This window comes from Mesorhizobium sp. M0030 (genome assembly GCF_040323695.1).
Classification (GTDB): Bacteria; Pseudomonadota; Alphaproteobacteria; order Rhizobiales; family Rhizobiaceae; genus Mesorhizobium.
The window spans coordinates 106,415-131,225 of record NZ_JAMYVE010000005.1 but is presented as its reverse complement, the minus strand read 5'-3'; the positions used below and the strand labels follow the sequence as shown (position 1 = coordinate 131,225).

Annotated in this window: 23 protein-coding genes; 18 read left to right on the top strand and 5 right to left on the bottom strand. The window is 63.5% G+C overall.

From position 1 onward, the window contains the following. Positions 1-6: 6 nt before the first annotated feature. On the bottom strand, positions 7-861 hold the full coding sequence (locus tag NKJ80_RS12725) for a mechanosensitive ion channel family protein (RefSeq protein ID WP_352497650.1): 855 nt from the start codon (positions 859-861) through the stop codon (positions 7-9). 240 nt (positions 862-1,101) lie between these two features. On the opposite strand from NKJ80_RS12725, the gene rsfS reads away from it, so the two are divergent. The 8 genes from rsfS to NKJ80_RS12685 all read left to right on the top strand — a co-directional run bounded on the left by rsfS (position 1,102) and on the right by NKJ80_RS12685 (position 9,286). Then, positions 1,102-1,479, top strand: coding sequence for a ribosome silencing factor (gene rsfS / locus NKJ80_RS12720; protein ID WP_023668698.1), 378 nt, complete (start codon positions 1,102-1,104; stop codon positions 1,477-1,479). A gap of 62 nt (positions 1,480-1,541) precedes the next feature. Further along, positions 1,542-2,024: a 23S rRNA (pseudouridine(1915)-N(3))-methyltransferase RlmH gene (gene rlmH, locus NKJ80_RS12715; protein WP_023668699.1), complete on the top strand. Its 483-nt coding sequence runs from the start codon at positions 1,542-1,544 to the stop codon at positions 2,022-2,024. Between the two features lie 122 nt (positions 2,025-2,146). Next, on the top strand, positions 2,147-3,505 hold the full coding sequence (locus NKJ80_RS12710; protein ID WP_023668700.1) for a murein hydrolase activator EnvC family protein: 1,359 nt from the start codon (positions 2,147-2,149) through the stop codon (positions 3,503-3,505). 1 nt (position 3,506) lies between these two features. Beyond that, positions 3,507-4,832 carry a S41 family peptidase gene (locus tag NKJ80_RS12705; RefSeq protein WP_023668701.1) on the top strand — a complete coding sequence of 442 codons (1,326 nt, stop codon included), beginning with the start codon at positions 3,507-3,509 and terminating at the stop codon, positions 4,830-4,832. Between the two features lie 184 nt (positions 4,833-5,016). After that, the gene (locus tag NKJ80_RS12700) at positions 5,017-6,198 is read left to right on the top strand and encodes a divergent polysaccharide deacetylase family protein (RefSeq protein ID WP_352497649.1); all 1,182 of its coding nucleotides are present in this window, start codon (positions 5,017-5,019) and stop codon (positions 6,196-6,198) included. Between the two features lie 2 nt (positions 6,199-6,200). Next, positions 6,201-6,716, top strand: coding sequence for an RNA pyrophosphohydrolase (locus tag NKJ80_RS12695; protein ID WP_023737900.1), 516 nt, complete (start codon positions 6,201-6,203; stop codon positions 6,714-6,716). Between the two features lie 74 nt (positions 6,717-6,790). Next, complete coding sequence (gene alr / locus NKJ80_RS12690; RefSeq protein ID WP_023737899.1) at positions 6,791-7,936, top strand: alanine racemase; 1,146 nt, start codon at positions 6,791-6,793, stop codon at positions 7,934-7,936. 93 nt (positions 7,937-8,029) lie between these two features. Continuing rightward, positions 8,030-9,286 carry a D-amino acid dehydrogenase gene (locus NKJ80_RS12685; protein ID WP_023668705.1) on the top strand — a complete coding sequence of 419 codons (1,257 nt, stop codon included), beginning with the start codon at positions 8,030-8,032 and terminating at the stop codon, positions 9,284-9,286. A 104-nt stretch (positions 9,287-9,390) separates the two neighbouring features. On the opposite strand, the gene NKJ80_RS12680 is transcribed toward NKJ80_RS12685, so the two are convergent. From NKJ80_RS12680 to NKJ80_RS12670, 3 genes are all read right to left on the bottom strand, one after another. Then, positions 9,391-11,541 (bottom strand): phospholipase D-like domain-containing protein, encoded by a 2,151-nt coding sequence (locus NKJ80_RS12680; protein WP_352497648.1) that lies wholly within the window; start codon positions 11,539-11,541, stop codon positions 9,391-9,393. Beyond that, positions 11,538-11,978 carry a phospholipase A2 family protein gene (locus tag NKJ80_RS12675; RefSeq protein ID WP_023693154.1) on the bottom strand — a complete coding sequence of 147 codons (441 nt, stop codon included), beginning with the start codon at positions 11,976-11,978 and terminating at the stop codon, positions 11,538-11,540. The genes NKJ80_RS12680 and NKJ80_RS12675 overlap by 4 nt, the downstream gene beginning before the upstream one ends. Positions 11,979-12,101: 123 nt before the next feature. Then, on the bottom strand, positions 12,102-12,983 hold the full coding sequence (locus NKJ80_RS12670) for a LysR family transcriptional regulator (RefSeq protein ID WP_023693153.1): 882 nt from the start codon (positions 12,981-12,983) through the stop codon (positions 12,102-12,104). A 365-nt stretch (positions 12,984-13,348) separates the two neighbouring features. On the opposite strand from NKJ80_RS12670, the gene NKJ80_RS12665 reads away from it, so the two are divergent. Then, on the top strand, positions 13,349-14,845 hold the full coding sequence (locus NKJ80_RS12665; protein ID WP_023668709.1) for a CoA-acylating methylmalonate-semialdehyde dehydrogenase: 1,497 nt from the start codon (positions 13,349-13,351) through the stop codon (positions 14,843-14,845). 202 nt (positions 14,846-15,047) lie between these two features. Then, positions 15,048-15,347 carry a hypothetical protein gene (locus tag NKJ80_RS12660; RefSeq protein ID WP_352497647.1) on the top strand — a complete coding sequence of 100 codons (300 nt, stop codon included), beginning with the start codon at positions 15,048-15,050 and terminating at the stop codon, positions 15,345-15,347. Positions 15,348-15,383: 36 nt separating this feature from the next. Here the strand turns inward: NKJ80_RS12660 and NKJ80_RS12655 are convergent, their stop codons facing one another. Then, entirely contained in the window at positions 15,384-16,073 is a 690-nt protein-coding gene (locus NKJ80_RS12655) for a GntR family transcriptional regulator (RefSeq protein WP_352497646.1), read from the bottom strand. A 69-nt stretch (positions 16,074-16,142) separates the two neighbouring features. Between NKJ80_RS12655 and NKJ80_RS12650 the strand changes: the two genes are divergently transcribed. From NKJ80_RS12650 to NKJ80_RS12615, 8 genes are all read left to right on the top strand, one after another. After that, the gene (locus NKJ80_RS12650) at positions 16,143-17,036 is read left to right on the top strand and encodes a dihydrodipicolinate synthase family protein (protein ID WP_352462251.1); all 894 of its coding nucleotides are present in this window, start codon (positions 16,143-16,145) and stop codon (positions 17,034-17,036) included. Positions 17,037-17,087: 51 nt separating this feature from the next. Further along, positions 17,088-18,506 (top strand): NAD(P)/FAD-dependent oxidoreductase, encoded by a 1,419-nt coding sequence (locus tag NKJ80_RS12645; RefSeq protein ID WP_280940450.1) that lies wholly within the window; start codon positions 17,088-17,090, stop codon positions 18,504-18,506. Positions 18,507-18,519: 13 nt separating this feature from the next. Continuing rightward, positions 18,520-19,521 carry a 4-hydroxyproline epimerase gene (locus tag NKJ80_RS12640; RefSeq protein WP_023712006.1) on the top strand — a complete coding sequence of 334 codons (1,002 nt, stop codon included), beginning with the start codon at positions 18,520-18,522 and terminating at the stop codon, positions 19,519-19,521. A gap of 459 nt (positions 19,522-19,980) precedes the next feature. Beyond that, positions 19,981-20,883, top strand: a complete 903-nt coding sequence (locus NKJ80_RS12635) for a branched-chain amino acid ABC transporter permease (RefSeq protein ID WP_023668715.1) — start codon at positions 19,981-19,983, stop codon at positions 20,881-20,883. 4 nt (positions 20,884-20,887) lie between these two features. Next, complete coding sequence (gene livM / locus NKJ80_RS12630) at positions 20,888-22,483, top strand: high-affinity branched-chain amino acid ABC transporter permease LivM (RefSeq protein ID WP_023668716.1); 1,596 nt, start codon at positions 20,888-20,890, stop codon at positions 22,481-22,483. Then, positions 22,483-23,610, top strand: coding sequence for an ABC transporter ATP-binding protein (locus NKJ80_RS12625; protein ID WP_502902200.1), 1,128 nt, complete (start codon positions 22,483-22,485; stop codon positions 23,608-23,610). The genes livM and NKJ80_RS12625 overlap by 1 nt, the downstream gene beginning before the upstream one ends. Beyond that, positions 23,610-24,338, top strand: a complete 729-nt coding sequence (locus NKJ80_RS12620; RefSeq protein ID WP_023668718.1) for an ABC transporter ATP-binding protein — start codon at positions 23,610-23,612, stop codon at positions 24,336-24,338. The genes NKJ80_RS12625 and NKJ80_RS12620 overlap by 1 nt, the downstream gene beginning before the upstream one ends. Positions 24,339-24,450: 112 nt before the next feature. Next, positions 24,451-24,798 (top strand): DUF6867 family protein, encoded by a 348-nt coding sequence (locus NKJ80_RS12615; RefSeq protein ID WP_023668719.1) that lies wholly within the window; start codon positions 24,451-24,453, stop codon positions 24,796-24,798. The last annotated feature ends 13 nt before the right edge of the window (positions 24,799-24,811 follow it).

The window sequence follows — 24,811 nt, the reverse complement described above, 5'->3', positions numbered from 1 at the left end:
CAGCTCCTACTGCCTGGTGGCGGCAGTTTCCTGTCGGGCCTCCGGCGGAGGTGCGGGAACCGAAATGGCTTCGGCGTCGAAGGCCTGCTTGACGCGTTTGGTGAGATCGATCTGGGTGGCGAAGAAATCCGCCGCCGTGGTCCAGTAGCGCAAGGTGATGGCGACGCTGGCATCGCCTACCGTGGCGACGAAGGCGATCGGCGCCGGCTCGCGTTTGATGCGGCGCTCGCCGCCGGCGACGCCGAGCATGGTTTTCTGCGCCAGGTCGATGTCGTTCCAGGAGCCGATGCTCAGCGTGACATCGCCGCGGCGCACCCCATTGCGGGTAAAATTGCGCACCGGCTGGTTCCACAGCGTCGAATTGGGCGCCAGCACATAGACGCCGTCTGTCGTGCGGAGCTTGGTGGCGAACAGGCCGATTTCCTCGACGGTGCCGGCAATGGCGCCGACCTCGACATATTCGCCGATGCGGAATGGCCTGAGCGCCAGAAGCATGATGCCTGCGGCGATGTTCTGCAGCGTGCCTTGCAGCGCCAGGCCGATTGCCAGCCCGATGGCGCCGATGGCGGCGATGATCGAGGCCGTCTGAACGCCGAACTGGCCGAGCACCATGATGACGACCAGGATCAGGATGGCGTAGCGCACGATCTTCGAGAAGAAATGGCGCAGCGTCGCGTCGAAACCATGGATATGGCCGAGGCCGGCTGAGATCGATCGTTCTGCGAGCCCGGCGACGAGATAGCCGACGACCAGCAGGATGATGGCGCCGATGGCGGAGAAGGAATAGGAAACGATCAGCGTGCTGAGTTGCGCAAGGCCAGCCTGCACGGTGAGCAGCGTGTTCTGGGGGTCGATTGGCATCAGGAAAATCCGTTTGGGGGTGTGTCGATAACCTCTGCCGCGGCCATGGGTTCCGATTTTTCTCAAGGCGCCGGAACCGGAAGTCGTGCACTGCGTTCGCGGTGGCAGGGCCTCCCGTCTTGAAACTGCAAGGGAACTCTGCCTATCTATAGGGTGTCACCTGATTTCGTGGGTGATTTGGTTGTTCTTGCTGCGAAAGGAAATACACTGAGAACAGCATTGCGGAAGAAGGCTGACATCATGCCTTCGCCGGCCAGGATCAGCGTAGATGACGCCGTGTCCCGTGCCATCAAGACAGTCCTTGCCAGTCTGGAAGACTCCAAGGCCGAAAATATTGTCTCAATCGACATTCAGCGGAAATCGAGCCTCGGCGACTATATGGTCATCGCGTCGGGCCGGTCGCACCGTCATGTCTCGGCTGTCGCCGACCACCTGCTCAAGGCGCTCAAGGATGCCGGTCTCGGCACGGCGCGCGTCGAGGGGCTGTCCGGCGCCGACTGGGTCCTGATCGATTCAGGCGACATCATCGTCCATGTCTTCCGCCCAGAAGTCCGCGAATTCTACAATCTTGAAAAGATGTGGCAGGCGCCGGACCTCGAGGAAGAGACCTTGCACTGAGCTTCGTCTCATGTCGTAACCATCCTGGGTGCGACATGGATTGAAAGCTCGCCGAGGCAGGGATGAAGATAGCAGTTCATGCCGTGGGCCGGATGAAGGCCGGCCCCGAGAGAGAGCTCGCCGACCGCTATTTCGAGCGTTTCGCCAAGAGCGGCCCGGCGATCGGGTTCGAATTCTCTGGTGTCGCCGAGATCGCCGAGGGACGAGCCCAGAACGCCAATGAGCGCCGCCGCGAGGAAGGCCAGAAGCTGCAGGCACAGCTGCAGCCGGGCACGGCGCTGTTCCTGCTCGACGAACGCGGCAAAAACCTGTCCTCAGACGATTTCGCCAGCCGTATCGGCCAGCTGCGCGATGGCGGACGCAAGGCGTTGGTCATCGCCATTGGCGGCGCCGACGGGCACGACCAGTCGATTCGCGATCAGGCTGAGCTGATGGTCTCGTTCGGCGCGGCGACCTGGCCGCACCAACTGGTGCGTGTCATGCTGGGCGAGCAGCTCTATCGGGCGGCAACGATTCTTTCGGGACATCCCTACCACCGTTCGTAAATCAGTGGGTCGAGGGTCAATCGTCCGGATTTCCGCCCCAATGCGCGGCTGTTTTGTGCTAGGCTTCGGTTCGATCATGGTTGATGGTTCGTTAACGAAGCCACGCATAGAGTCGGGCTTCAATGGCTGACAACGGGAAATCACGAACGGGCTTCCGGCACGCGCGCTGCGGCATCGCTGCGGCGGTGGTTTTGCTGTCGCTCGGGCTTGCACGGGCCGAAAATACGCTGGACGTGGCGCCCGACCCCGATCTGAGCCGTGCCGAATATGAGAAGGTGTCGGCCGAGATCACGCTGTCGTCCGAACGGCTGGCCAAGCTCGCCGCCGACATTGCTTCGGTCAAGAAGGACCATGCCTCGATCACCGCGGCGCTTATCCAGTCGGCTATGACCGAGCAGAAGCTCGGCCAGGACATCGAGGATATCGGCGCCAGGCTCGAAGGACTGAAGGGCGAGGAACAGAAGATCCGTGTCTCGCTGGCGGCGCGGCGCGACGTGCTGGCCGAGGTGCTGGGCGCGCTGCAGCGCATGGGGCTCAATCCGCCGCCGGCGATCCTGGTCAAGCCGGAAGACGCGCTGTCGTCGGTGCGCAGCGCCATCCTGCTCGGCGCAGTGGTTCCGGAACTGCGCCAGCAGACCGACAAATTGCTGGCCGACCTCAGGGAACAGACCCGGGTGACGGCCTCGATCGAGGCCGAGCGGACGCGGCTGACGGCGGCGGTCGGCGAGCAGACGGCGGAAAAGAAACGCCTCTCCATGCTGCTCGAAGCCAAGCAGAAGCTCGAGGCGGACACCTGGACGGCGATGGCCGCTGAAAAGCAGCGGTCCCAGGCGCTTGCGGCCAAGGCCGGCAGCCTGAAAGAGCTGATCGCTTCGCTTGAAGCCGACAAGAGCCGCAAGGCGGCGGATGCCGTCAAGGCAGGCGAACAGAAAGCGGCCGACAGCGATAAGCCGGACGCCGATAACGCCGATGCAGGCACAACCGCGTCGACGGAGCTGGCTTCGCTGCCCGTGCCGGAAGGCAACCGCCTCACCGCCGCCGCGCCGTTTTCGGCACTTCAGGGACAAGTCTCGCTGCCGGTCACCGGCAAGATCAAGCTGCGTTTCGGGGCCGATGACGGTAACGGCGCGGTGATGCTCGGCGACATGGTTGCGACACAATCGGGAGCCATCGTCACGGCACCGGCGGACGGAAATGTGCTTTATGCGGGGCCTTTTCGCTCCTATGGTCAACTCTTGATCCTCAATGCGGGAGACGGCTATCATGTCGTCCTGGCGGGGATGAGCAGAATCAGCGTCGCGTCTGGCCAGTCGGTGCTCGCAGGAGAGCCGGTCGGCGCGATGGGAGAGGCCCGGGTGGCAAGCACCTCGGCCTCGAAGAATGGAAATGCCACGCCGGAACTCTATGTCGAGTTCCGCAAGGATGGAAAACCCGTCGATCCGACCCCATGGTGGGCGGACCGCTTCTCTGGAAGGACGTGAAATGATGCGGAAACTGTCGCTTCTTATTGCCGGTGCGCTGATGGGCGCGTCAGCGATGAGCCTGGTCTATGGCGCGCCCGGCTCGACGGCGAACGCTGCAGGCTCCGAGACCTACAAGCAACTGGCGATCTTCGGCGACATCTTCGAGCGCGTGCGGGCGCAGTATGTGACGCCGCCGGACGACAAGTCGCTGGTCGAAAACGCCATCAACGGCATGCTCACCTCGCTCGACCCGCACTCCTCCTACATGAATGCCGAGCAGGCGCAGGACATGCGCGTGCAGACGAAGGGTGAGTTCGGCGGCCTCGGCATCGAGGTCACCATGGAGAACGACCTGGTCAAGGTGATCACGCCGATCGACGACACCCCGGCTGCCAAGGCAGGCGTGCTGGCCGGCGACTATATCGCCAAGATCGACGGCCAAGAGGTTCGCGGCCTGACGCTCAACGATGCAGTCGAAAAGATGCGCGGCCTCGTCAACACGCCGATCAAGCTGACCATCCTGCGCCAGGGCGCCGACAAGCCGATCGAGTTGACGGTGGTGCGCGATATCATCAAGGTCAAGGCGGTCAAGTTCCGGGTCGAGAACGACATCGGCTACATGAAGATCACCTCCTTCACCGAAAAGACCTATGACGACCTCGAGAACGCCATCGACACGATCAAGAAGCAGGTGCCGAATGACAAGCTCAAGGGCTATGTGCTCGATCTCAGGCTCAATCCGGGCGGCCTGCTCGACCAGGCGGTGAGCGTGTCCGACGCCTTCCTCGACCGTGGCGAGATCGTCTCGACCCGCGGCCGCGACCCGAAGGACGTCACACGCTTCGACGCCAAGGCAGGCGACGACATCGGCGCCAAGCCGCTGATCGTGCTCGTCAATGGCGGTTCGGCCAGCGCCTCCGAGATCGTCGCCGGCGCGCTTCAGGACCTGCGCCGCGCCACAGTGGTCGGCACGCAGTCGTTCGGCAAGGGCTCGGTGCAGACCATCATCCCGCTTGGCGAGAACGGCGCGCTGCGCCTGACGACGGCGCTCTATTACACGCCGTCCGGCAAGTCGATCCAGGGCAAGGGCATCACGCCCGACATCAAGGTCGACCAGCCGCTGCCGCCCGAACTGCAGGGCAGGGACCTGACGCGCGGCGAATCGGACCTCAAGGGCCATATCAAGGGCGCCGACGAGAGCGATACCGGCTCGGGCTCGGCTGCCTATGTGCCGCCGGATCCGAAGGACGATCTGCAGCTGATCTATGCCGAACAGCTGCTGCGCGGCCAGAAGACCGATCCGGCATTCCCGCCGAATCCGGAGAAGGCAGTGCTCAACCAGTAAAATCGACTGGTAGCTCTGGCTGCCCAATCGAAGCGATGCAATGCTGCCGGGACCGTGAGGTTCCGGCAGTTTGATTCGGGGACCGCTGGGCGCTGCGCCTCAAAAGGCGCAGGGGACGCGCCGTCAGTTTTGGATCTGCGCATGGCGAAAAGATTTCGCTGATCACGCGCCCGGGGGATGCGGCTTGGCTGACGTCGGCAAGGACATCGAACGCCCGCTCGGACAGACCGTCCGACCGCGTGCCGCGTCGCGCGGGATCAGCGCTGGCGCCGTCGCGGCGACGCTGGTCGTGCTGGCCGCGGTCGGCATCTCCGGTGCGATCGCGCTGCGCGAGAAGCCGTTCCGCAAACCGGAAGCAATCGCGCTCTCGACGCCGAAGGTGACGGCGGCGGCCGAGCCCGCGGCCGCAGCGCCCACTGCTCAAGCGACGGCGGCAGCGCCGAAGGCGGAAACGCCCAAGGCCAGCGGTCCGCAGATCATCCATGTGCAGTCCCAGGAGGGTGATGGCCCGCCCAATGCAGCCATCGTCATCCACGACCCGTCGACGATCGGCCAGAGCCTGAAGATCGCGCATATCCCCGACAGGGCGCTGATCGAGGCCAGCGACACCGGCCCGTTGCCGGTTCGCGCCGCTGACGGCCGGCGGCCGTTCGATGTCTATGCGCGGCCGTGGTCGGGTTCGCGTGGCGCTCGAGTGGCAATCGTCATCGGCGGGCTTGCCGTGTCGCAGACCGGCACGCAGGCCGCGATCGCCAAGCTGCCGGCCGAAGTGACGCTGGCTTTTGCGCCGCAAGGCAACAGCATCGGCCGCTGGATGCAGGCGGCACGGCAGAGCGGGCATGAGGTGGTCATGCAGGTGCCGCTCGAACCGTTCGACTATCCCAACGTCAATCCCGGCCGCAACACGCTGACGGTGGCGGCAAGCCCGGACGACAATCTGAAGAATCTGCGCTGGGCGCTGTCGCGGACCACCAACTATACCGGCGTCATGAACTATATGGGGGCGCGCTTTTCGGCCGACGCGACGGCGATGGGGCCGTTCATGGCCGAGCTTGGCAAGCGCGGCCTTGCCTATGTCGATGACGGCTCGTCCGCGCGGAGCCTGGCGTCCGATCTCGCCTTGAAGGACGGTGTGCCATTCGTCGCCGGCGATACGGCAATCGACGCCGTGCAGGACCGCGGCGCCATCCTGAAAAAGCTCGACGCGCTGGAAGCGACCGCGCGTGCCAAAGGCTCCGCCGTCGGCATCGGCTCGGCCTTCGACCTCACCGTCGATACCGTGGCGTCCTGGGTGGTCGAAGCAAAAAAGCGCGGCATCGAGATCGTGCCGATCTCGGCGGTGGCCATCGACCCGGAAAAAGGCTGATCATGACGAAGAAACCTGTCGACCCCGAGACGCTGCCTTACCGCCCTTGCGTAGGACTGATGATCCTCAATGGCGACGGGCTGGTCTGGGTCGGGCACCGCATCGCCGAACCGGACAGCGAATTTGCCGGGACCACGCAGCTCTGGCAGATGCCGCAAGGCGGCATCGACGAGGGCGAGGAGCCGCTGCAGGCGGCCGGGCGCGAGCTCTATGAAGAGACCGGCATGCGCTCGGTCACGCTGCTCGACGAGGCGCCGCACTGGATCAACTACGACCTGCCGCGCGATCTGGTCGGCATCGCCCTCAAGGGCCGCTATCGCGGCCAGACGCAGAAATGGTTCGCCTACCGCTTTCACGGCGAGACCAGAGAGATCCAGATCAATCCGCCGCCGGGCGGCCACACCGCCGAATTCGATGAATGGGCATGGCGGCCAATGCAGGACCTGCCCGATCTGATAGTGCCGTTCAAACGCAAGGTCTATGAGGACGTGGTGACGGCGTTCCGGCATTTGGCTTAGGCGGCTCGCTGTTGCGACGTCCATGATCTGTCCTTACTGATAGGGTTTGTTTCGTGCTCTGGTCAGGAGCGGGGATGAGCAGCGCCTCAGGGAAGTCATTGCATTCTGCACCGGAAGCCGGCTTGCAGCCGATCAGCGAAGCGGCGGCCGGCGCCGTTCTCACCATCGATCTCGGCGCTATCCGAGAGAATTACCGGCGGCTGAAGGCAAAGCTCGGCGGCGTGCGCTGCGCCGGCGTCGTCAAGGCCGACGGTTACGGGCTCGGCGCGCGGCAAGTGGCGGCGGCACTGGTTGCCGAAGGCTGCGACAGCTTCTTTGTCGCGCATCTCACCGAGGGTGTCGCGCTGCGCGACGCACTCGGACCGAAGCTGGAAATCCATGTGCTGAACGGCCTGCCGCCGGGCTCGGAACCTGAAGCGGTGGCCGCCGACCTTGTTCCCGTCATCAACAGCACCGGGCAACTGAAGGCGTGGAGCGAGGCAGGCCAAAAGGCCGGCCGCAAGCTCAAGGCCGCCATCCAGGTCGACAGCGGCATGTCGCGGCTGGGCATGGCGCCGGCAGAGGTCGAGGCGCTTACGGCCGATGCTTTCGCCGGCGTCGATGTCGTCCTCGTCATGAGCCATCTGGCCCGCGCCGACGAACCGACCAATGCGGCCAATGACGCGCAACTTCGGGAATTCGAACGGCTGCGCAAAATGCTGCCCAGGGCGCCGGCGTCGCTCGACAATTCCTCCGGCATCTTTCTTGGGCCGCGCTATCAGTACGACCTCGCGCGTCCTGGCGCTGCGCTCTACGGCATCAATCCGACGCCTGATGAGGCGAACCCGATGCTGCCGGTCGTGCGGCTCGAGGCAAAGATCATCCAGACACGCGGCATCGATAAGGGCGCGGGCGTCGGCTACGGACATGCGTTTCTGGCCAGCGGTCCCTTGCGCGCGGCCACGATCTCGCTCGGCTATGCCGATGGCTGGCACCGGCGCGCGGCTTCGGCTGCCTGGCTCGACGGCGTGCGACTGCCCTTTGTCGGGCGGGTGTCGATGGATTCGATCATACTCGACATCTCGGCCCTGCCGGCCGGCCGGCTGCGCGAGGGCGACCTTGTCGAACTCCTAGGCCCCTCGCAGAGCGTCGATGACGCCGCCGGTCATGCCGGCACGATCGGCTATGAAATCCTGACCAGTCTCGGCCCCCGCTTCCACCGCCGCTATGTCAACTCATAGAGCCGCGACACGCCGCCCCTTGGCGGACGCCGCAGAATCCGGCAGACAGGAGGCGGCGGCCCTCTGACGGAAGTCGTCGTGGAGAGTGATGCGATGAAGATCTTCGTGTTGGGCGGCGGCGTTATCGGGGTCACCACTGCCTATTATCTCGCTGAGGCCGGCCACGAGGTGACGGTGTTCGACCGCCAGAAAGGGCCGGCGCTGGAAACCAGCTTCGCCAATGCCGGCGAGATCTCGCCGGGCTATGCTTCGCCCTGGGCCGGCCCCGGCATTCCGCTGAAGGCAATCAAGTGGCTGTTGATGAAGCACGGCCCGCTGGTGGTGCGGCCGGCCTTCGATCCGTATATGTGGACATGGCTCATCAAGATGCTGCGCAATTGCACCGCGGATCGCTACGCCATCAACAAGGCGCGCATGGTGCCGCTCGCCGAATACAGCCGCGACACGCTGAAGGCGCTGCGCGAGGCGACCGGCATCGCTTATGATGAGCGGACCAAGGGCACGCTGCAGCTGTTTCGCACGCAAAAGCAGCTCGACGGCACCGGCGGCGATGTCGAGGTGCTGAAGAAATATGGCGTTCCCTACGAGTTGCTCGATCCCGAAGGCTGCATTGGGGCCGAGCCGGCGCTGGCCGGCGTGCGGGAAAAGTTTGTCGGCGGGCTGAGATTGCCCGGCGACGAAACTGGCGACTGCAAGATGTTCACCGATCGGCTGGCCGAGCTCTGCGTGGCGCGCGGCGTCACGTTCGAGTACGGTACGCAGATCCGGCGCTTCTCCAAGAACCGCAATCGCATCGTCAGCGTCGGCACCGACCAGCGCTCGCGCGCGGCCGACGCTTATGTGCTGGCGCTGGGCAGCTATTCGGCGCGCTTCATGCGCCTGCTCAGGCGCCCGATCCCGGTCTATCCGGTCAAGGGCTATTCGATCACCGTTCCGATCAAGGACGCGGTCGCCGCCCCGGTGTCGACGGTAATGGACGAAACCTACAAGGTGGCGATCACCAGGCTCGGCGACCGCATCCGCGTCGGCGGCACGGCGGAGATTTCCGGCTTCGATCTCAGGCTGCATGAATCGCGCCGGCGCACCCTCGAACATTCGGTCGGCGATCTGTTTCCGGATGGCGGCGACCTCAAGGCGGCGTCCTTCTGGTGCGGGCTGCGGCCGATGACGCCGGACGGGCCGCCGCTGGTCGGCCGCACCGAGTTCTCCAACCTCTATCTCAACACCGGGCACGGCACGCTTGGCTGGACCATGGCCTGCGGCTCGGCCAAGGTGCTGTCCGACATCATCTCCAGCAAGGTGCCTGATATCGATGTGCGGGAGCTGGGGCCGGAGCGGTATTTGAGGTAGGGGTGCTTTCTAAAGCTCGCGGGCCAGCACCCCCTCTGTCCTACCGGACAGAGGGGGTGTAAAGGATCGCTACAGAACGGCATTCCTTCAGCCTCGCCAGCCTCTCAAAACGCCTCCTTCACCCAGCCCTTCGAGAACAGCCACCGGTAGGCCCAGGGGATCATTACCTTGGTCGATACCGGATTCGAATGGGCGACATAGTCGTCGTAGACCGGCTGCATCCTGGCGTAGAAGGCAGGGTCGAGCACCGTCATGCCGTTCTCCAGATCGTGGAAGAAACTGCGGTTGTTGAGATTGACCGACGAGATCGTCACCAGCCTTTCGTCGATCATCATGATCTTGGAGTGCAGCACGACATCGGGCGCCTTGAATTCGCGGATGTTGATGCGGTCGCCATATTTCTCGACGAACAGCTTGTTGAGCGCGGTCAGCAGCTTGCCGCCAATATCGCCCTTGAGGTCGATGCGGCCGACAATGTCGATCCTGACGCCGCGCGCCAGCGCCCGCTCGATGGCCAGGCTGAGCTTCGGCGTCAGATTAAGGTAGGGATTGACGATCTCGATATGGTGCCGGGCAGTGTCGATCAGCTCGACGAAATAGGTCTCGAGCGCATGGTTGTCCTCGTAGGGCACGGAAATGAAATGGCGCACCGTGCCCGGCGGGCGCCGGCTGTCGGAGCGCACCGGAATGGAGAAGGGCCTTGCGATGTTGGTGTCGGCGTCGCGCAGCCACAATGTCGAGAGATGCGCGGCCAGCGTCTCGACCGTGGCCGGGTCGGCAAACTCGATGTCGAAATCGCTCCAGTTCGAATAGTAGTTGAGCGAGAGGCCGTCGGTCTTGCCGTATTGCTCGAGGTTCGGATAGCGCGACAGGTCGATCGGCTTGTGGAACAGGAAGCCGTCATGAATGTTGCGGCCGCCGATGATGACGCGCGAGCGGGCGGGATCCTCGGCAAGTGTCGCCAGCATCTTGACGTGATGGGTCTTGTGCAGCTGTGACAGTTGCTCGTCGACCGGCGCGCCGTGGTCGGCCCGCCAGCGATATTCCTGCAACTCGACATTGGGATAATCGGCCGCCAGCCGGTGCAGCAGCGCGTCGTCCTTGTCGCGCTCCAGCACGTCTGTGACCATGATGCGCACTTTGGTGCCGAGGCCTGCGTGATGGCGGATCAGCCGCTCGATGACGCGGCCGGAAAAATCGGCCTTGAACTCCAGCGACGACAGATAGACCAGCTTGAGTTTCGGCGCGCGCGAGAAATCGAGCGGCAGTTCGGGGTCGGCCTTGTCGAAGGCGCTGTCGGGTAAAGGCGCGCCGAGCAGCGCTTCGACCTTGGCGTTAAAGCCGTCGCGCGACTTGCGTAACAGGCGCGGTGACCCGAGCGGCAGCGAACAGCTCTGCGACAGCCAGCGGCCGGCGTAAAAGACGCTGGCAAGCTTATCCAGGCGGGATGGATCGGGCACTGGACAACGCTCGTAGCGGCTGTCGAGCGCGGCTATCGCCGGATAGGCAACCTCTTCGCGCAGGATGGTGAGCGGGGCGCCTGCCGGCGCCAGACTGGAGCTGAGCTTGAGGCTGCAACGGTTCAAACCATCGCTGGGGAACAGGCTGGCGGTTTGCCCGGCCGACAGGCGGAGGCGGAAGGCGGCACCGCTCGCCACGCTGCGCGAGCCACCGCCGGCGCGAATCGCCAGCGCCCCGTCGCAGGCGCCAGATATCTCAACCGGCTGCTTTCCCGCCTGGCGCATCACGATCTCGATCGAGCGCGCCTGCAGGCCGGAAAAGCTGAACGTCTTTGGCGCGGAGGGCCGCGCGGCGGCGTTGACATAGAGCGTCTGCCGCGACACGCGCCAACGGCCGTTGAAATGGCCTTCGCCGGTGCCCCTACCTGCCGGCATCTGTTCGGCGCTAACCGGCTTCGCCAGCTGTTCCAGCGTCCGGTAGGTGGCCTGGAAATCGCGGTTGGCGATGGCGTGGCGGTCATGGCCGAACGGACCGGTGCCGTTCGCCCTGTCGATGGCGCCGATCTGGTTGTGGGCGAGCAGCGCCAGGAACTGCCTTTCATAGTCGCTGGCACCGGCATCGCCGAAAAACGCTGCTGCTGCAGTCTGCGGTCCGGGCGTGCCGGCCGATACCGACGGCCGGCCGCAATCCTTCGCATCGGGGAAGAAATCGCAGCTGTGCCGGATCGGGGCGGCGCAACCGACAAGGGCCGCCAGCCCCAGCCCGGCCAGAGCCAGGCAGATGGCGCGGTTCATCCCGTGGCCCCGTTCATCGTCTTCAGCTCAGCCGGGTCGCGCGGCGGCATAAAGCCTTGCGGAAAGACCTTGCAGACGGGAAGTGCGAAAGTGGCGATCAAAAGCTCGGCCTCGCCGCGCACCTTTTTCGGCGCTGTCTTGTCATCACGGATCGCCTTTGCCGAGGCGACGAGCGCGCCGTCGCAGTCGCAATGATTATGGCGCGCGATGTAGCAGGCGTCATGGATTTGGCAGGCGCTGTCGAGGCGATTGACAGGGCGAGCCGAGAGGTCGCCGGTGCGGGTGCCGGGACCGCAGTAATTGCCGAAGACGAAAGGCGACGGGCGGGCCATTGCGATGCGGACCGGCTTGGGCAGTTCGGCTTCCGGAACTGCGGTCCATGGATTGGCGCAGGCGGAAAGCGCGACAAGCGGCAAGATGGCGAGCACCGCTCGCATTTTGATCCGCACCAGCTTTGCAAAAAAGTGTCCCACCCGGCGCAGCCAATCCCTAATGATAGGCGACATCGCGCTTGTTGCCACACTGGCCGATTTTGTGGCGAAGGCAAGGCGGCGCGGCCATCAGACAAACAGCCCGCGCTCTCTCTCGACCGCCTTGGTGATGAAGTTGGCGACGATCTGCACGCGGCGCAGCGGCCGGACCGATTCATGATAGACCAGCCAGTAGGCGCGGCGGATCGGCGTCACGATGTCGACGGGGATCAGCTCCGGCATCGAGCGGGCGACAAAGGTGTGCAAGATGCCGATGCCAGCGCCCGACCGCACCGCTTCGGCCTGGCCCAGCGCTGAGGAGATGGCGAAGCTGGTGCGCCAGTCCGGGCTGAACTCTGCCGCATAGTCGAGCGACGGGCTGACGATCAGGTCTGGGACATAGCCGATCAGCGTATGCTGGCCGAGTTCGGCAGCGGTTTCGGGTAAGCCGTGCGCCTGCGCATAGGCGCGCGAGGCAAACAGGCCGAGTGTGTAGTCGACCAGCTTTCCCGCCACCAGCCTGCCTTCGCTCGGCCGCTCGACGGTGATGGCGATGTCGGCCTCGCGCCGCGACAGCGAGAAGGAGCGCGGCACCGGCACCAGTTGGATGGTGAGTTCGCGGTGCAGCGCGGTCAGCGCGCCAAGACGCGTGGCGAGGAATGCGACGCCAAACCCGTCGGGCGCGCCGATGCGCACGGTGCCTGAGATATCGTCGCCTTCGCCCGACACGGCGGAGCGCGCGGCGATCATGTCGGCTTCCATGCGCTCGGCAATGTCGAGAAAGCGCTGGCCGGCCGGCGTCAGCTCGCTGCCGGTGGTAAGCCGGCGAAACAGTTTTGTCCGTAACGCATCCTCAAGCGCTGCGATGCGGCGCGAGACGGTGGCGTGATTGAGTTCCAGCCGCTTGGCGGCGCCAAGGATCTGCCCGGCGCGGGCCACGGCGAGGAAGATGCGGACGTCATCCCAGTTCATGGGGGTGGTCCGGGCTAGCGGCGAACGCGGCGTTCCCGCCCACCCCCCTCTGGCCTGCCGGCCATCTCCCCCGCAAGGAGGGAGATTGGCAGCTCCGCCACCTGCGTCTCTTTTGCTGCGTTGAAGATTTGCGAAGGCGGCGGCCACATCTGATCTCCCCCCTTGCGGGGGAGATGTCCGGCAGGACAGAGGGGGGTGTGACGGAGCGCAACCTTCGGGCCTTTCAGCAATCTGTAATTTGCGGCAATTAATGCACACTCGTCCTTCGTTGTCTATTTCTTGCACAACGGTTGCGTTTCCCCTCGCGTTGCCTTCGCGCCTGCAAAGGCGTTGAATGCTTCATCACAAACTCAGGGAGAGAAACCATGATCGAATACGGTCATTTCATCGGCGGCAAGCATGTCGCCGGGACCAGCGGGCGCAAGCAGGACGTCATGCAGCCCATGGACGGCTCGGTGCGCGGCACGGTGGCGCTGGCGTCGCCGGCGGAACTGCGTGCGGCTGTGCTGAACGCCAAGGAAGCACAGATCAAATGGGCTGCGACCAACCCGCAGCGGCGTGTGCGCGTGCTGATGAAGTTTCTTGAACTGGTTGCTCGCGACTATGACGAACTGGCCGATCTCCTGGCGCGCGAGCACGGCAAGACCATCGCCGACGCCAAGGGCGACATCCAGCGCGGCCTCGAAGTGGTCGAAGTCTGCATCGGTGCGCCTCACATGATGAAGGGCGAGTTCACCGACGGCGCCGGCCCCGGCATCGATGTCTATTCGATGCGCCAGCCGCTTGGCGTCGTTGCCGGCATCACCCCGTTCAATTTCCCGGCGATGATCCCGTTGTGGAAGATTGCCCCGGCGCTGGCCTGCGGCAACGCCTTTATCCTGAAGCCTTCCGAGCGTGACCCTGGCGTGCCGATGCGCATCGCCGAACTGTTCCTCGAGGCTGGCCTGCCGGCTGGCGTTCTCAACGTCGTCAATGGCGACAAGGATGTCGTCGACGCCATCCTCGACGATCCTGATATCAAGGCTATCGGCTTTGTCGGCTCGACGCCGATCGCGCATTACATCTACTCGCGCGGCACGGCCGCGGGAAAACGCGTGCAGTGCTTCGGCGGCGCCAAGAACCACATGGTCATCATGCCCGATGCCGACATGGACCAGACCGTCGACGCGCTGATCGGCGCGGGCTACGGCTCGGCCGGCGAGCGCTGCATGGCGATCTCGGTTGCCGTTCCCGTCGGCAACGACACCGCCAACCGGCTGATGGAAAAGCTGATCCCGCGTGTCGAAAGCCTCAAGGTCGGCCCGTCGACGGATTCGTCCGCCGATTTCGGCCCGCTGGTGACGGCGCAGGCATTGGAACGCGTCAAGGGTTATGTCGACACCGGCGTCAAGGAAGGCGCCAAGCTGGTCGTCGATGGCCGCGGCTTCTCCATGCAGGGCTACGAGGATGGCTACTATATGGGCGGCTGCCTGTTCGACAATGTGACCGCTGACATGCGCATCTACAAGGAAGAGATCTTTGGTCCGGTGCTGTCGGTGGTGCGTGCGCCGACCTATGAGAGCGCCATCAAGCTCGCCAACGATCATGAGATGGGCAATGGCGTGGCCATCTTCACCCGTGACGGGGATGCTGCTCGTGATTTTGCTTCGCGCGTCCAGGTCGGCATGGTCGGCATCAACGTGCCGATCCCAGTTCCGATCGCTTACTACACGTTCGGCGGCTGGAAGGCGTCGTCCTTCGGCGACCTCAACCAGCATGGTCCGGACGCGTTCCGCTTCTACACCAAGACCAAGACGGTGACCTCGCGCTGGCCCTCCGGCGTCAAGGACGGTGCCGAGTTCGTCATCCCGACGATGAACTGACCGGACGATTTCGAAGATCGGCAAGAAGGCCCGGGTTCAACGTCCCGGGCCTTTCTTTGTACGAAACCGACATTGGCGATCACGTTCAAGCGATGGAACCAAGAGCCTGTCATCTGCCTTAAATTGCATTCCTGCCGTGTGCAGGCCATCAAAATAGCGCCGGTTGCAGCCGGGGTTCTCGTCTGGCGCAAGGAGGTGTCAGATGACACGACGTCTTGTGGCGGCGATATTCTTTGCGGTGTTCGCGATGTCCGGCATCGCCGAGGCCAAAGCCGATCAATGCGCGGCGCGGACCGACTTGGTCAAGGCGCTCGGCGAGAAGTTCCACGAAAGCCAAGCCGCTCGTGGCCTGGTGAACCCGAATGTGGTGCTTGAGATATTCGTCTCCGACCAGGGCACCTGGACCATCCTGGCTACCGACACACACGGCCAAAGCTGCATCATCACGGCTGGCGAAGGCTGGGACGGGGCGACCATGGCCGCAGTCTTGCCGGGCACCTGATAAAGACCGGTCGGAAGTCTGGAGCAGAGACGGAGTTCAGCGTGTGGCGGCCACTTCGGCATGGCCGCGCAGCAGTGCCATAAGGCGTTTGGCGTCCTTGGCGGCAGCCTCTTCGTCACCAGCCAGGATCGAGCGGATTAGCGCGACGTGGTGCTCGGCCGATTCGGCCAGTCCTGTGTCGGCCATGTAGCGGAACCAGAAGCGGCGGCTGTGGGTCTGCAGGGGCGCGGCCAGACGGGCCGCAAACGGGTTGTCGGCGGCCATCGCCAAGGCCTCGTCGAGCGCCTTGTCGGCCTGGATGAAGGCCAGCACATTGCCCGAGATGACGGCCTTCTGCATGGCAAGGGCTGCCTCATGAAACAGGTCGGCGGCCTCACGGGTGACGAAGCGGGCGGCCGAGCGCGCCAGCACCACCTCGACGCCGCGCCTGGCATCCAGCACGCGCAGCCAGTCGCCGGGATGAAGCGGGGCAATGGCGATGCCGGCGCGTGGCCTGACATCCAGCAGTCCTTCCCAGGCGAGGCGCTGGATCGCTTCGCGCACCGGCGTGCGTCCTAGCGCCAGCTTCTCGATGAGGGCGCCTTCGGTGACAAAGCTCGCCGGCGCCAGTTCCAACGTCACGATCATATGCTCGAGTACATGGTAGGCCTTGGCGGCGGCCGGCTCGGGGTATGCTGTCTCACTGGATATCAAAGGTGGGCTCCTGATATATCTCACATATATCATAACGAATTCCGCGTTGACAGCCGGTTTTCAAATAGATATACGGCTGATATATCAGATGGAGAGACGATCATGTGGACCGGAGTTTTCCCCGCCGTCACGACCAAGTTTACTGATGACGACCGCCTCGATCATGCCGAGATGGAGCGCTGCCTTGCTTTGCAGATGGAGGCAGGCTGCGACGGTATCATCGTCTGCGGTTCGCTCGGCGAAGGGCCGATGCTGTCGCATGACGAGAAGATCGAGGTGCTGAAGACTGCCCAGAAAGTTGCAGGCAACAAGCCGGTGCTGCTGACGGTCAACGAGGCGGGCACCCGCGAGGCGGCGAGCATCGCAAAGCGCGCGAGCCGGGAAGGCGCCAACGGGCTGATGGTGGTACCGAGCCCGATCTATCACACCAACCCGGAAGAGACGGTCGCCGCCTTGCGCGCCGTCGCTCAGGCCGGCGACCTGCCGGTGATGATCTACTCCAACCGCCTCGCCTACCGCGTCGACGTCACCGTCGACCAGATGGAGGAACTGGCCGCCGACAAGCGCTTCGTCGCCATCAAGGAGTCCTCCGACGACATCCGCCGCTCGACAGAGATCATCAACCGCTTCGGCGACCGCTACGATTTGTTCACCGGCGTCGACAATCTCGCCTTCGAGGCGCTGTCGGTGGGCGCCATCGGCTGGGTGGCGGGTCTGGTCGTCGCCTTCCCGCGCGAGACCGTCGCCATCTACCAGCTGATGAAGCAGGGCCGCCGCGAGGAGGCGCTTTCGATCTACCGCTGGTTCCGGCCGCTGCTCGATCTCGATGTCTCGACCTATCTGGTCCAAAACATCAAGCTTGCCGAAGTGCTCGCGATCGACACAAATGACCGCGTGCGCATGCCGCGCCAGCCGCTGTCGGGCGAGCGCCGCAAAGCGGTCGAGAAGATCGTCAAGGACGCGCTGGCGGTACGGCCGAAGCTGCCGCAGTTCTGAAGGCTTTCTTCTCCCCGTGCACGTGCACGGGGAGAAGATGGCGGCAGCCAGATGAGGGGCAGCGCCGACGTGCAAGGAAATTCCAGGGACACAGAGGAGGGCCGCCGCCCCTCATCCGCCCTTCGGGCCCCGCAGCCCTTCGCTGGCGCTCCGGGCGTTCGTCGTTCGGAAAGCCAAGCAGTCGGCTTTTCCACCGCTTCGCGGACCACTCCTCACCCCCGTGAACGGGGAGAAGGGGTAGATATCGCCATTGTCGGTGGCGGCATTGTCGGCATCTGCGCGGCGGCCATGCTGGCCGAGGCCGGGCGCAGCGTCACGGTCTTCGACCGCACCGGCATCTGCGAGGAGACGAGCTCCGGCAATGCCGCCGCCTTCGCCTTCTCCGACGTGCTGCCGCTGGCGCATAAGGGCATGATGCGGCACTTGCCGAAATGGCTTGCCGATCCGCTCGGGCCACTCAGCATCCCGCCGGCCTACTTGCCGAAGCTGTTGCCTTGGCTGTTGCGCTTCTGGCGCGCTGGCGCACCAGAAAAATATGAGGCGAGCCTTGCTGCTCAGGCAGGCATGATGAAGCTCGCCGAGGCTGAATGGATGGGCCTGCTCGACCGTTCCGGCACGCGGCTGATGCTGCGCGAGGACGGCTCGCTGGAGCTTTATGAAAGCGAGGCCGAATTTCAGGCCGGGCTGCCGGGCTGGGCGGCGCGCGAGCGCTTCGGCATCGGCTTTCGCCATGTCGAAGGCGACGAACTGGCGCGGCTGCAGCCGGGACTGTCGCCGCGCTTCATCAAGGGCACCTTCGTGCCGGGCTGGAAGACCGTCGCCGATCCGAAACTGCTCGGCAAGGGGGTGTGGGCCTATGCCGAAAGGCTGGGCGCGCGTTTCGAAAAGGCGCGCATAGAGCGCGTCGCCGCCAATCCTGATGGCGCGACGCTGACGCTGACGGACGGCACGACCAGGCAGGCAAGACATCTTGTCGTGGCCGCCGGGGCATGGTCGCATCTGCTGACGAAGGCGCTTGGCGACACCATCCCGCTCGAAACCGAGCGCGGCTACAACACGACACTGCCGAAGACCGCTTTCGACGTGCAGCGGATGCTGATCTTTTCCGGCCATGGCTTCGTCATCACGCCACTCGAGACGGGCTTGCGCGTCGGCGGCGCCGTCGAGTTGGGCGGTCTCGACCGGCCGCCGAATTTTGCGCGTTCGAAGGCCATGCTGGAAAAGGCCAGACAATTCCTTCCGGGGCTGGACGCGTCAGGTGGCCGCGAGTGGATGGGGTGTCGCCCGTCGCTGCCGGATTCGTTGCCCGTCATCGGCGCGGCGCGCACCGCGTCCAACGTCGTCTACGCCTTTGGCCATGGCCATCTCGGCCTGACCCAGGCGGCGGCCAGCGGCCGCTTGATCCGCGATCTTGTTCTCGGGCAAACTTCGCGGATCGATCTTGCTCCCTTCAGCCCGCAACGGTTTTGAGTTCGAGGAAATCATGGCCAAAAAATCCTTCTTTTGCATCGACGGCCATACCTGCGGCAATCCGGTGCGGCTGGTCGCCGGCGGCGGTCCCTTGCTCGAGGGGTCGACGATGATGGAGCGGCGGGCGCATTTCCTGGCGGAGTATGACTGGATCCGCACCGGGCTGATGTTCGAGCCGCGCGGCCACGACGTCATGTCGGGCTCGATCCTCTATCCGCCGACGCGCGAGGATTGCGACATAGCCATCCTGTTCATCGAGACGTCGGGCTGCCTGCCGATGTGCGGCCACGGCACGATCGGCACGGTGACGATGGCCATCGAACATGGGCTGATCAAGCCGAAGACACCCGGCGTGCTCCGGCTCGACACACCGGCCGGGCTGGTCATCGCCGAATACAAGCAAGTCGGCGACTATGTCGAGGAGGTGCGCATCACGAATGTACCGTCCTTCCTTTATGCCGAGGGACTGACGGTCGACTGCCCGCAGCTTGGCGAGATCACCGTCGATGTCGCCTATGGCGGCAATTTCTACGCAATAGTCGAGCCGCAGGCGAATTTTCGCGACATGGCTGATTATTCCGCCGGCGATTTCGTCGCCTGGAGCCCTGTGGTGCGGCAGCGGCTCAACGAGAAGTACTCGTTCGTGCATCCGGAAAACCCCGGCATCAACCGGCTGTCCCACATGCTGTGGACCGGCGAGCCGACGGTGGAGGGGGCCGACGCACGCAACGCCGTCTTCTATGGCGACAAGGCGATCGACCGCTCACCTTGCGGCACCGGCACCTCGGCGCGCATGGCGCAGCTCCATGCCAAGGGCAAGCTCAAGGCCGGCGACAGTTTTGTCCACGAATCGATCATCGGCTCGCTGTTCAAGGGCAAGGTCGAGAAGGACGTCACTGTTGCCGGCAAGCCGGCCATCATTCCCTCGATCGGCGGCTGGGCGCGGATGACCGGCCTGAACACCATCTTCATCGACGACCGCGATCCGTTCGCGCACGGTTTTGTGGTTAAGTGATACGGTAGGCTGCCGATCATCCACCGAGACCAGGACTTGGACCCAGAGCGGGACCTCTTGGCAAACCAGTCAGCGAAAGGTTAGCGCGTTGGGCGAGGCATCCACCGCCATAAGTCGGGAAGTAACCCTGTTGCAGCTGGTCAGTACGGAATGTGGCTAAAAAACGAAACCCGCCAACAACGCAAGGATTCGTCTCATCACCGAATTTTGACCGGGATTTCTTCGAAATGAGGTCGCTGGCCCGGCTGAATCGTCAAAGACATTGCGTTATGCCAATGATAGGGTCCGCGATAGTCCAGGGGTCGGGAGCAAAAAAACGGGCAATCGGAAGGCGTGCCGGCAAAACACGCTCGACGTTTGAAAAATCACGTTGCAATCCGGGCTCGAAACTTTACGACTAGGGGAAATACGAAAAGGAATGCGTCTGCATGGGCGACATTCCAGGGGAGCCATGTACACATGCAGTACTTTGTCCAGCAGCTTATCAATGGGCTGACGCTGGGATCGATCTATGGGCTGATCGCAATCGGCTACACGATGGTCTACGGCATCATCGGCATGATCAACTTCGCCCACGGCGACATTTTCATGGTCGGGGCATTCGCCGCCCTCGTTGTCTTCCTCATCCTCGGCTCCTTGTTCTATTCGGTCCCGGTCGTCCTGGCGCTGCTGATCATGATGATTGTGGCGATGCTGCTCACCAGCCTCTACAACTGGACGATCGAGAAGGTGGCCTACCGGCCGCTGCGCGGTTCGTTCCGGCTGGCGCCGCTGATCACCGCCATCGGCATGTCGATCGCGCTGTCGAACTTCATCCAGGTGACGCAAGGTCCGCGCAACAAGCCGATCCCGCCGATGGTCAGCCAAGTCTACAACATCAACGGCATCAGCGTGTCGCTGAAGCAGATCATCATCGTCGTCGTCACCGCCCTGCTGCTGGCGCTGTTCTGGTACCTGGTCAACAGGACTTCCCTCGGCCGGGCGCAAAGGGCGTGCGAGCAGGACCGCAAGATGGCGGCGCTGCTCGGTGTCGATGTCGACCGTACGATCTCGATCACCTTTATCATGGGTGCAGCGCTTGCGGCCGTCGCGGGCACGTTGTTCCTGATGTATTACGGCGTCATCGCCTTTTCCGACGGCTTTGTGCCGGGGGTCAAGGCCTTCACCGCGGCCGTTCTCGGCGGCATCGGGTCTCTGCCGGGCGCGGTGCTTGGCGGGCTTTTGATCGGCTTCATCGAGAGCATGTGGTCGGCGTATTTCTCGATCGACTACAAGGACGTCGCGGCGTTCTCGATCCTGGCGATCGTGCTGATCTTCCTGCCTTCCGGCATTTTGGGCCGGCCAGAAGTCGAAAAGGTCTGAGACAATGGCGGTTTCCGTATCCTCGGAGCGCGACACCGTCGCCTCCCCCGTGCAGCGTGCATTGCGCGAAGCGTTCTATGCCGGCGCCATCTCGCTGGGGTTGTTCATTCTCTTCATCGGCCTGAAGACCGACCAGAACATAAGCAACCAGCTGATCCTGGTGCAGCGCTGGTTGCTGCTCATCACCGTGGTCGTGCTGACCATGCTTGGCCGCTTCTTCTACATTGCATATGGCCAGCCGTTCATGGCCAATCAGAAGATCACCAATGTCGCCACCGGCCTGTTGCCGGCGAGCGTCGCGTCGCGCTTCTTCCTGCTTCCGGCCTTCATCGTCGCCGTCGTGCTGGCGGTTGTCCTGGTTGCGTTCGGCAGCGCCCTGCCGGTGTTGGTGGGACCCGATCTGGCCGGCTACCTTCAGTTCCTGCGCGCATTGGCCGTCATTTACGCGCTCGCTTGCGTGATCTTCTATTTCCGCTCCTTCATCCACGCCAATTTCACCAAGCTCGGGATTGCGGCGCTGGTGCTATACCCGATCCTCGTCGTCGTGGTGCTGTCGATCTACGCGTGGTCGATAACCGGCGGCCTGCAGGGCTCGTTGAAGTGGGTCGACAATTTCGGCATCCAGATCCTGATCTATGTGATGCTGGCCTGGGGACTGAACATCGTCGTCGGCCTCGCCGGCCTGCTCGATCTCGGCTACGTCGCCTTTTACGCGGTCGGCGCCTATGCCTATGCGTTGCTCGGTTCGCAATACGGCCTGTCGTTCTGGATCCTGCTGCCCGCCGCCGGCGCCATGGCCGCCTTCTGGGGCGTTATGCTCGGCTTTCCGGTGCTCAGGCTTCGTGGCGATTACCTAGCGATCGTGACGCTGGCCTTCGGCGAGATCATCCGCCTGGTGCTGATCAACTGGCGTGAAGTCACCAACGGCTCGGCCGGCATCTCCGGCATCCCGAAGGTCACCTTCTTCGGCCTGATGACGTTTAATTCGACCGACCCGAACTACATCGGCAAGGTGCTGCACATTGCCCAGTCGAGCGCCTACTACAAGATCTTCCTCTACTATCTGATTCTCGGGCTGGCGCTGCTGACCGCCTTCGTCACCATCAGGCTCAGGCGCATGCCTGTCGGCCGCGCCTGGGAGGCGCTGCGCGAGGACGAGATTGCCTGCCGCTCGCTTGGCATCAACACCACCACCACCAAGCTCACCGCCTTTGCCACCGGCGCCATGTTCGGCGGTTTTGCCGGCGCCTTCTTCGCCGCACGGCAAGGCTTCGTGAGCCCTGAATCCTTCGTCTTCCTGGAATCGGCGATCATCCTGGCCATCGTGGTGCTCGGCGGCATGGGCTCGCTGGTCGGCATCGCGGTCGCCGCGCTGGTGATGATCGGCGGCACCGAGGCGCTGCGCGAACTCGATTTCCTGAAAAGTGTCTTCGGAAAAGATTTCACGCCGGAGCTTTACCGCATGCTTTTGTTCGGCATGGCGATGGTCATCGTCATGCTGTGGAAGCCGCGCGGCTTTGTCGGCAGCCGTGAACCGACGGCCTTCCTCAGTGAACGAAAAGCGGTCTCCTCCTCCTTCACCAAGGAAGGGCACGGCTGATGAGCGCGACCTCCATTCAGAAGACCAATCCGGGTATGAAAGACGCCATCCTCCAGGTCGAGCATCTTTCGATGAAGTTCGGCGGCCTGATCGCCATCGGCGATCTGTCGTTCCAGGCCAAGCGCGGCGAGATCACCGCTCTGATCGGACCCAATGGCGCCGGCAAGACCACCGTCTTCAATTGCATCACCGGCTTCTACAAGCCGTCGGAAGGCATGATTACGCTCAACCGGGCCGACGGCTCGAGCTTCCTGCTCGAACGGCTGCCCAATCATGAGATCCCGGCGCGCGCCAAGGTGGCGCGCACCTTCCAGAACATCCGCCTGTTCTCGGGCATGACGCTGCTGGAGAATCTGCTGGTTGCCCAGCACAACAAGCTGATGAAGGCATCCGGCTATACGATCCTGGGCCTGTTCGGGATCGGCGGCTACCGCAGAGCCTCGGCTGAATCGGTGGAGCTTGCCAAGCACTGGCTGGAGAAGGCTGATCTTGTCGATCGCGCCGACGATCCGGCCGGCGACCTGCCCTATGGCGCGCAGCGGCGCCTCGAGATTGCGCGCGCCATGTGCACAGGGCCCGAACTTCTGTGCCTCGACGAGCCTGCGGCCGGTCTCAATCCGAAGGAATCGGCAGCGCTGAATTCGCTGCTGATGGACATCAAGAGCAGTACCTCGATCCTGCTGATCGAACATGACATGTCGGTGGTCATGCAGATTTCCGACCATGTCGTGGTGCTTGAATATGGCCGCAAGATTTCCGACGGCAGCCCGCAATCGGTGCGTACCGACCCGCGCGTCATCGCCGCCTATCTCGGCGTCGACGACGAGGAGGTCGAGACGGTGCTGACCGAGGTCGGCGATGAAGACGTCATCGAGCAGCTGGACATCGGGCCGGATTCGGCTCACGGACCAGGCACATCGTCTTCCTATCTCGCCGGCCCGGTAAGCGACACGATCGGGCACAGCCAGGGCGAGCGGGTCACGGTGTCGAAGAGAGCTTCAAAGGCCACCCAATACGATACAAGAGCCAACTCCGCGCCAACAGCACCGTCCGAGCGTCTAACGGCCAAGTCCAAGCCGGCGCCCACCAAATCCCCGACAGGCAAGCCGCGCGGAGGGCGTAAGTGATGGCCGAGACAACGCTCCTCGACATCAAGGGCGTCGAGACCTACTACGGCAACATCAAGGCGCTGAACGGCGTCGATGTCCACGTCAACCAGGGCGAGATCGTCGCGCTGATCGGTGCCAACGGTGCCGGCAAGTCGACGCTGATGATGACCATCTTCGGTGCGCCGCGCGCTCGTGCCGGCTCAATCACTTTCGCCGGCACCGACATCACCCAGATGCCGACGCACGAGATCGCCCGCATGCGCATTGCGCAGTCGCCGGAAGGCAGGCGCATTTTCCCGCGCATGACGGTGATGGAAAACCTGCAGATGGGCGCCGGTCTCGACAATCTCAAGCACTATGACGAAGATGCTGAGAAGGTGTTCGCGCTGTTCCCGCGCCTCAAGGAGCGCATTGCCCAGCGCGGCGGCACGCTGTCGGGCGGCGAGCAGCAGATGCTGTCGATCGGACGTGCGCTGATGGCGCGGCCTAAGCTGCTGTTGCTCGACGAGCCGTCGCTGGGTCTGGCGCCGCTGATCGTCAAGCAGATCTTCGATGCCATCCGCGAGCTGAACCGCACGCAAGGGCTGACCGTGTTCCTGGTCGAGCAGAACGCCTTCGGCGCGCTCAAACTCGCCACGCGCGGCTATGTCATGGTCAACGGCAACGTGACCATGAGCGGCACAGGCAAGGAATTGCTCGCCAATCCGGAAGTGCGGGCGGCCTATCTCGAAGGCGGCCATCACTGATTTTGGAGCGGAATGTATGCATACGGTATTCCGCTCCAACTTGTTTGTTTGTCGCATGACCTTTGTCCGAAAAGTCTGCAACTTTTCGGGATCATGCTAGGGAGTCTTCATCATGCAAGGCATTCTTCACGAGGAACCTTCCATCTGGCAGTTCTTCTTCGTCACCTGTCTGCTCGGCGGCTGGGCGGCATGGATGACCGGCAAGGCCAGCGCCCAGACATGGCGCAGCCTGCCGGCGCTGTTCGCCTATCTGCTGGGTCTCGGCATAGGCATCAGGTTCATCCATCATGCCTTGTTCGGCGGCACGATGTTTTCGCTGCAATACTATGTCGTGGACACAATCGTGCTCATGATATTGGGATTTGTCGGCTATCAATACACGCGTACGAACCAGATGGTGACGCAGTATAATTGGCTTTACGAACGGGCTTCGATCTTAAGCTGGAAACCGAAAGGTTGACGTTCATCATTAA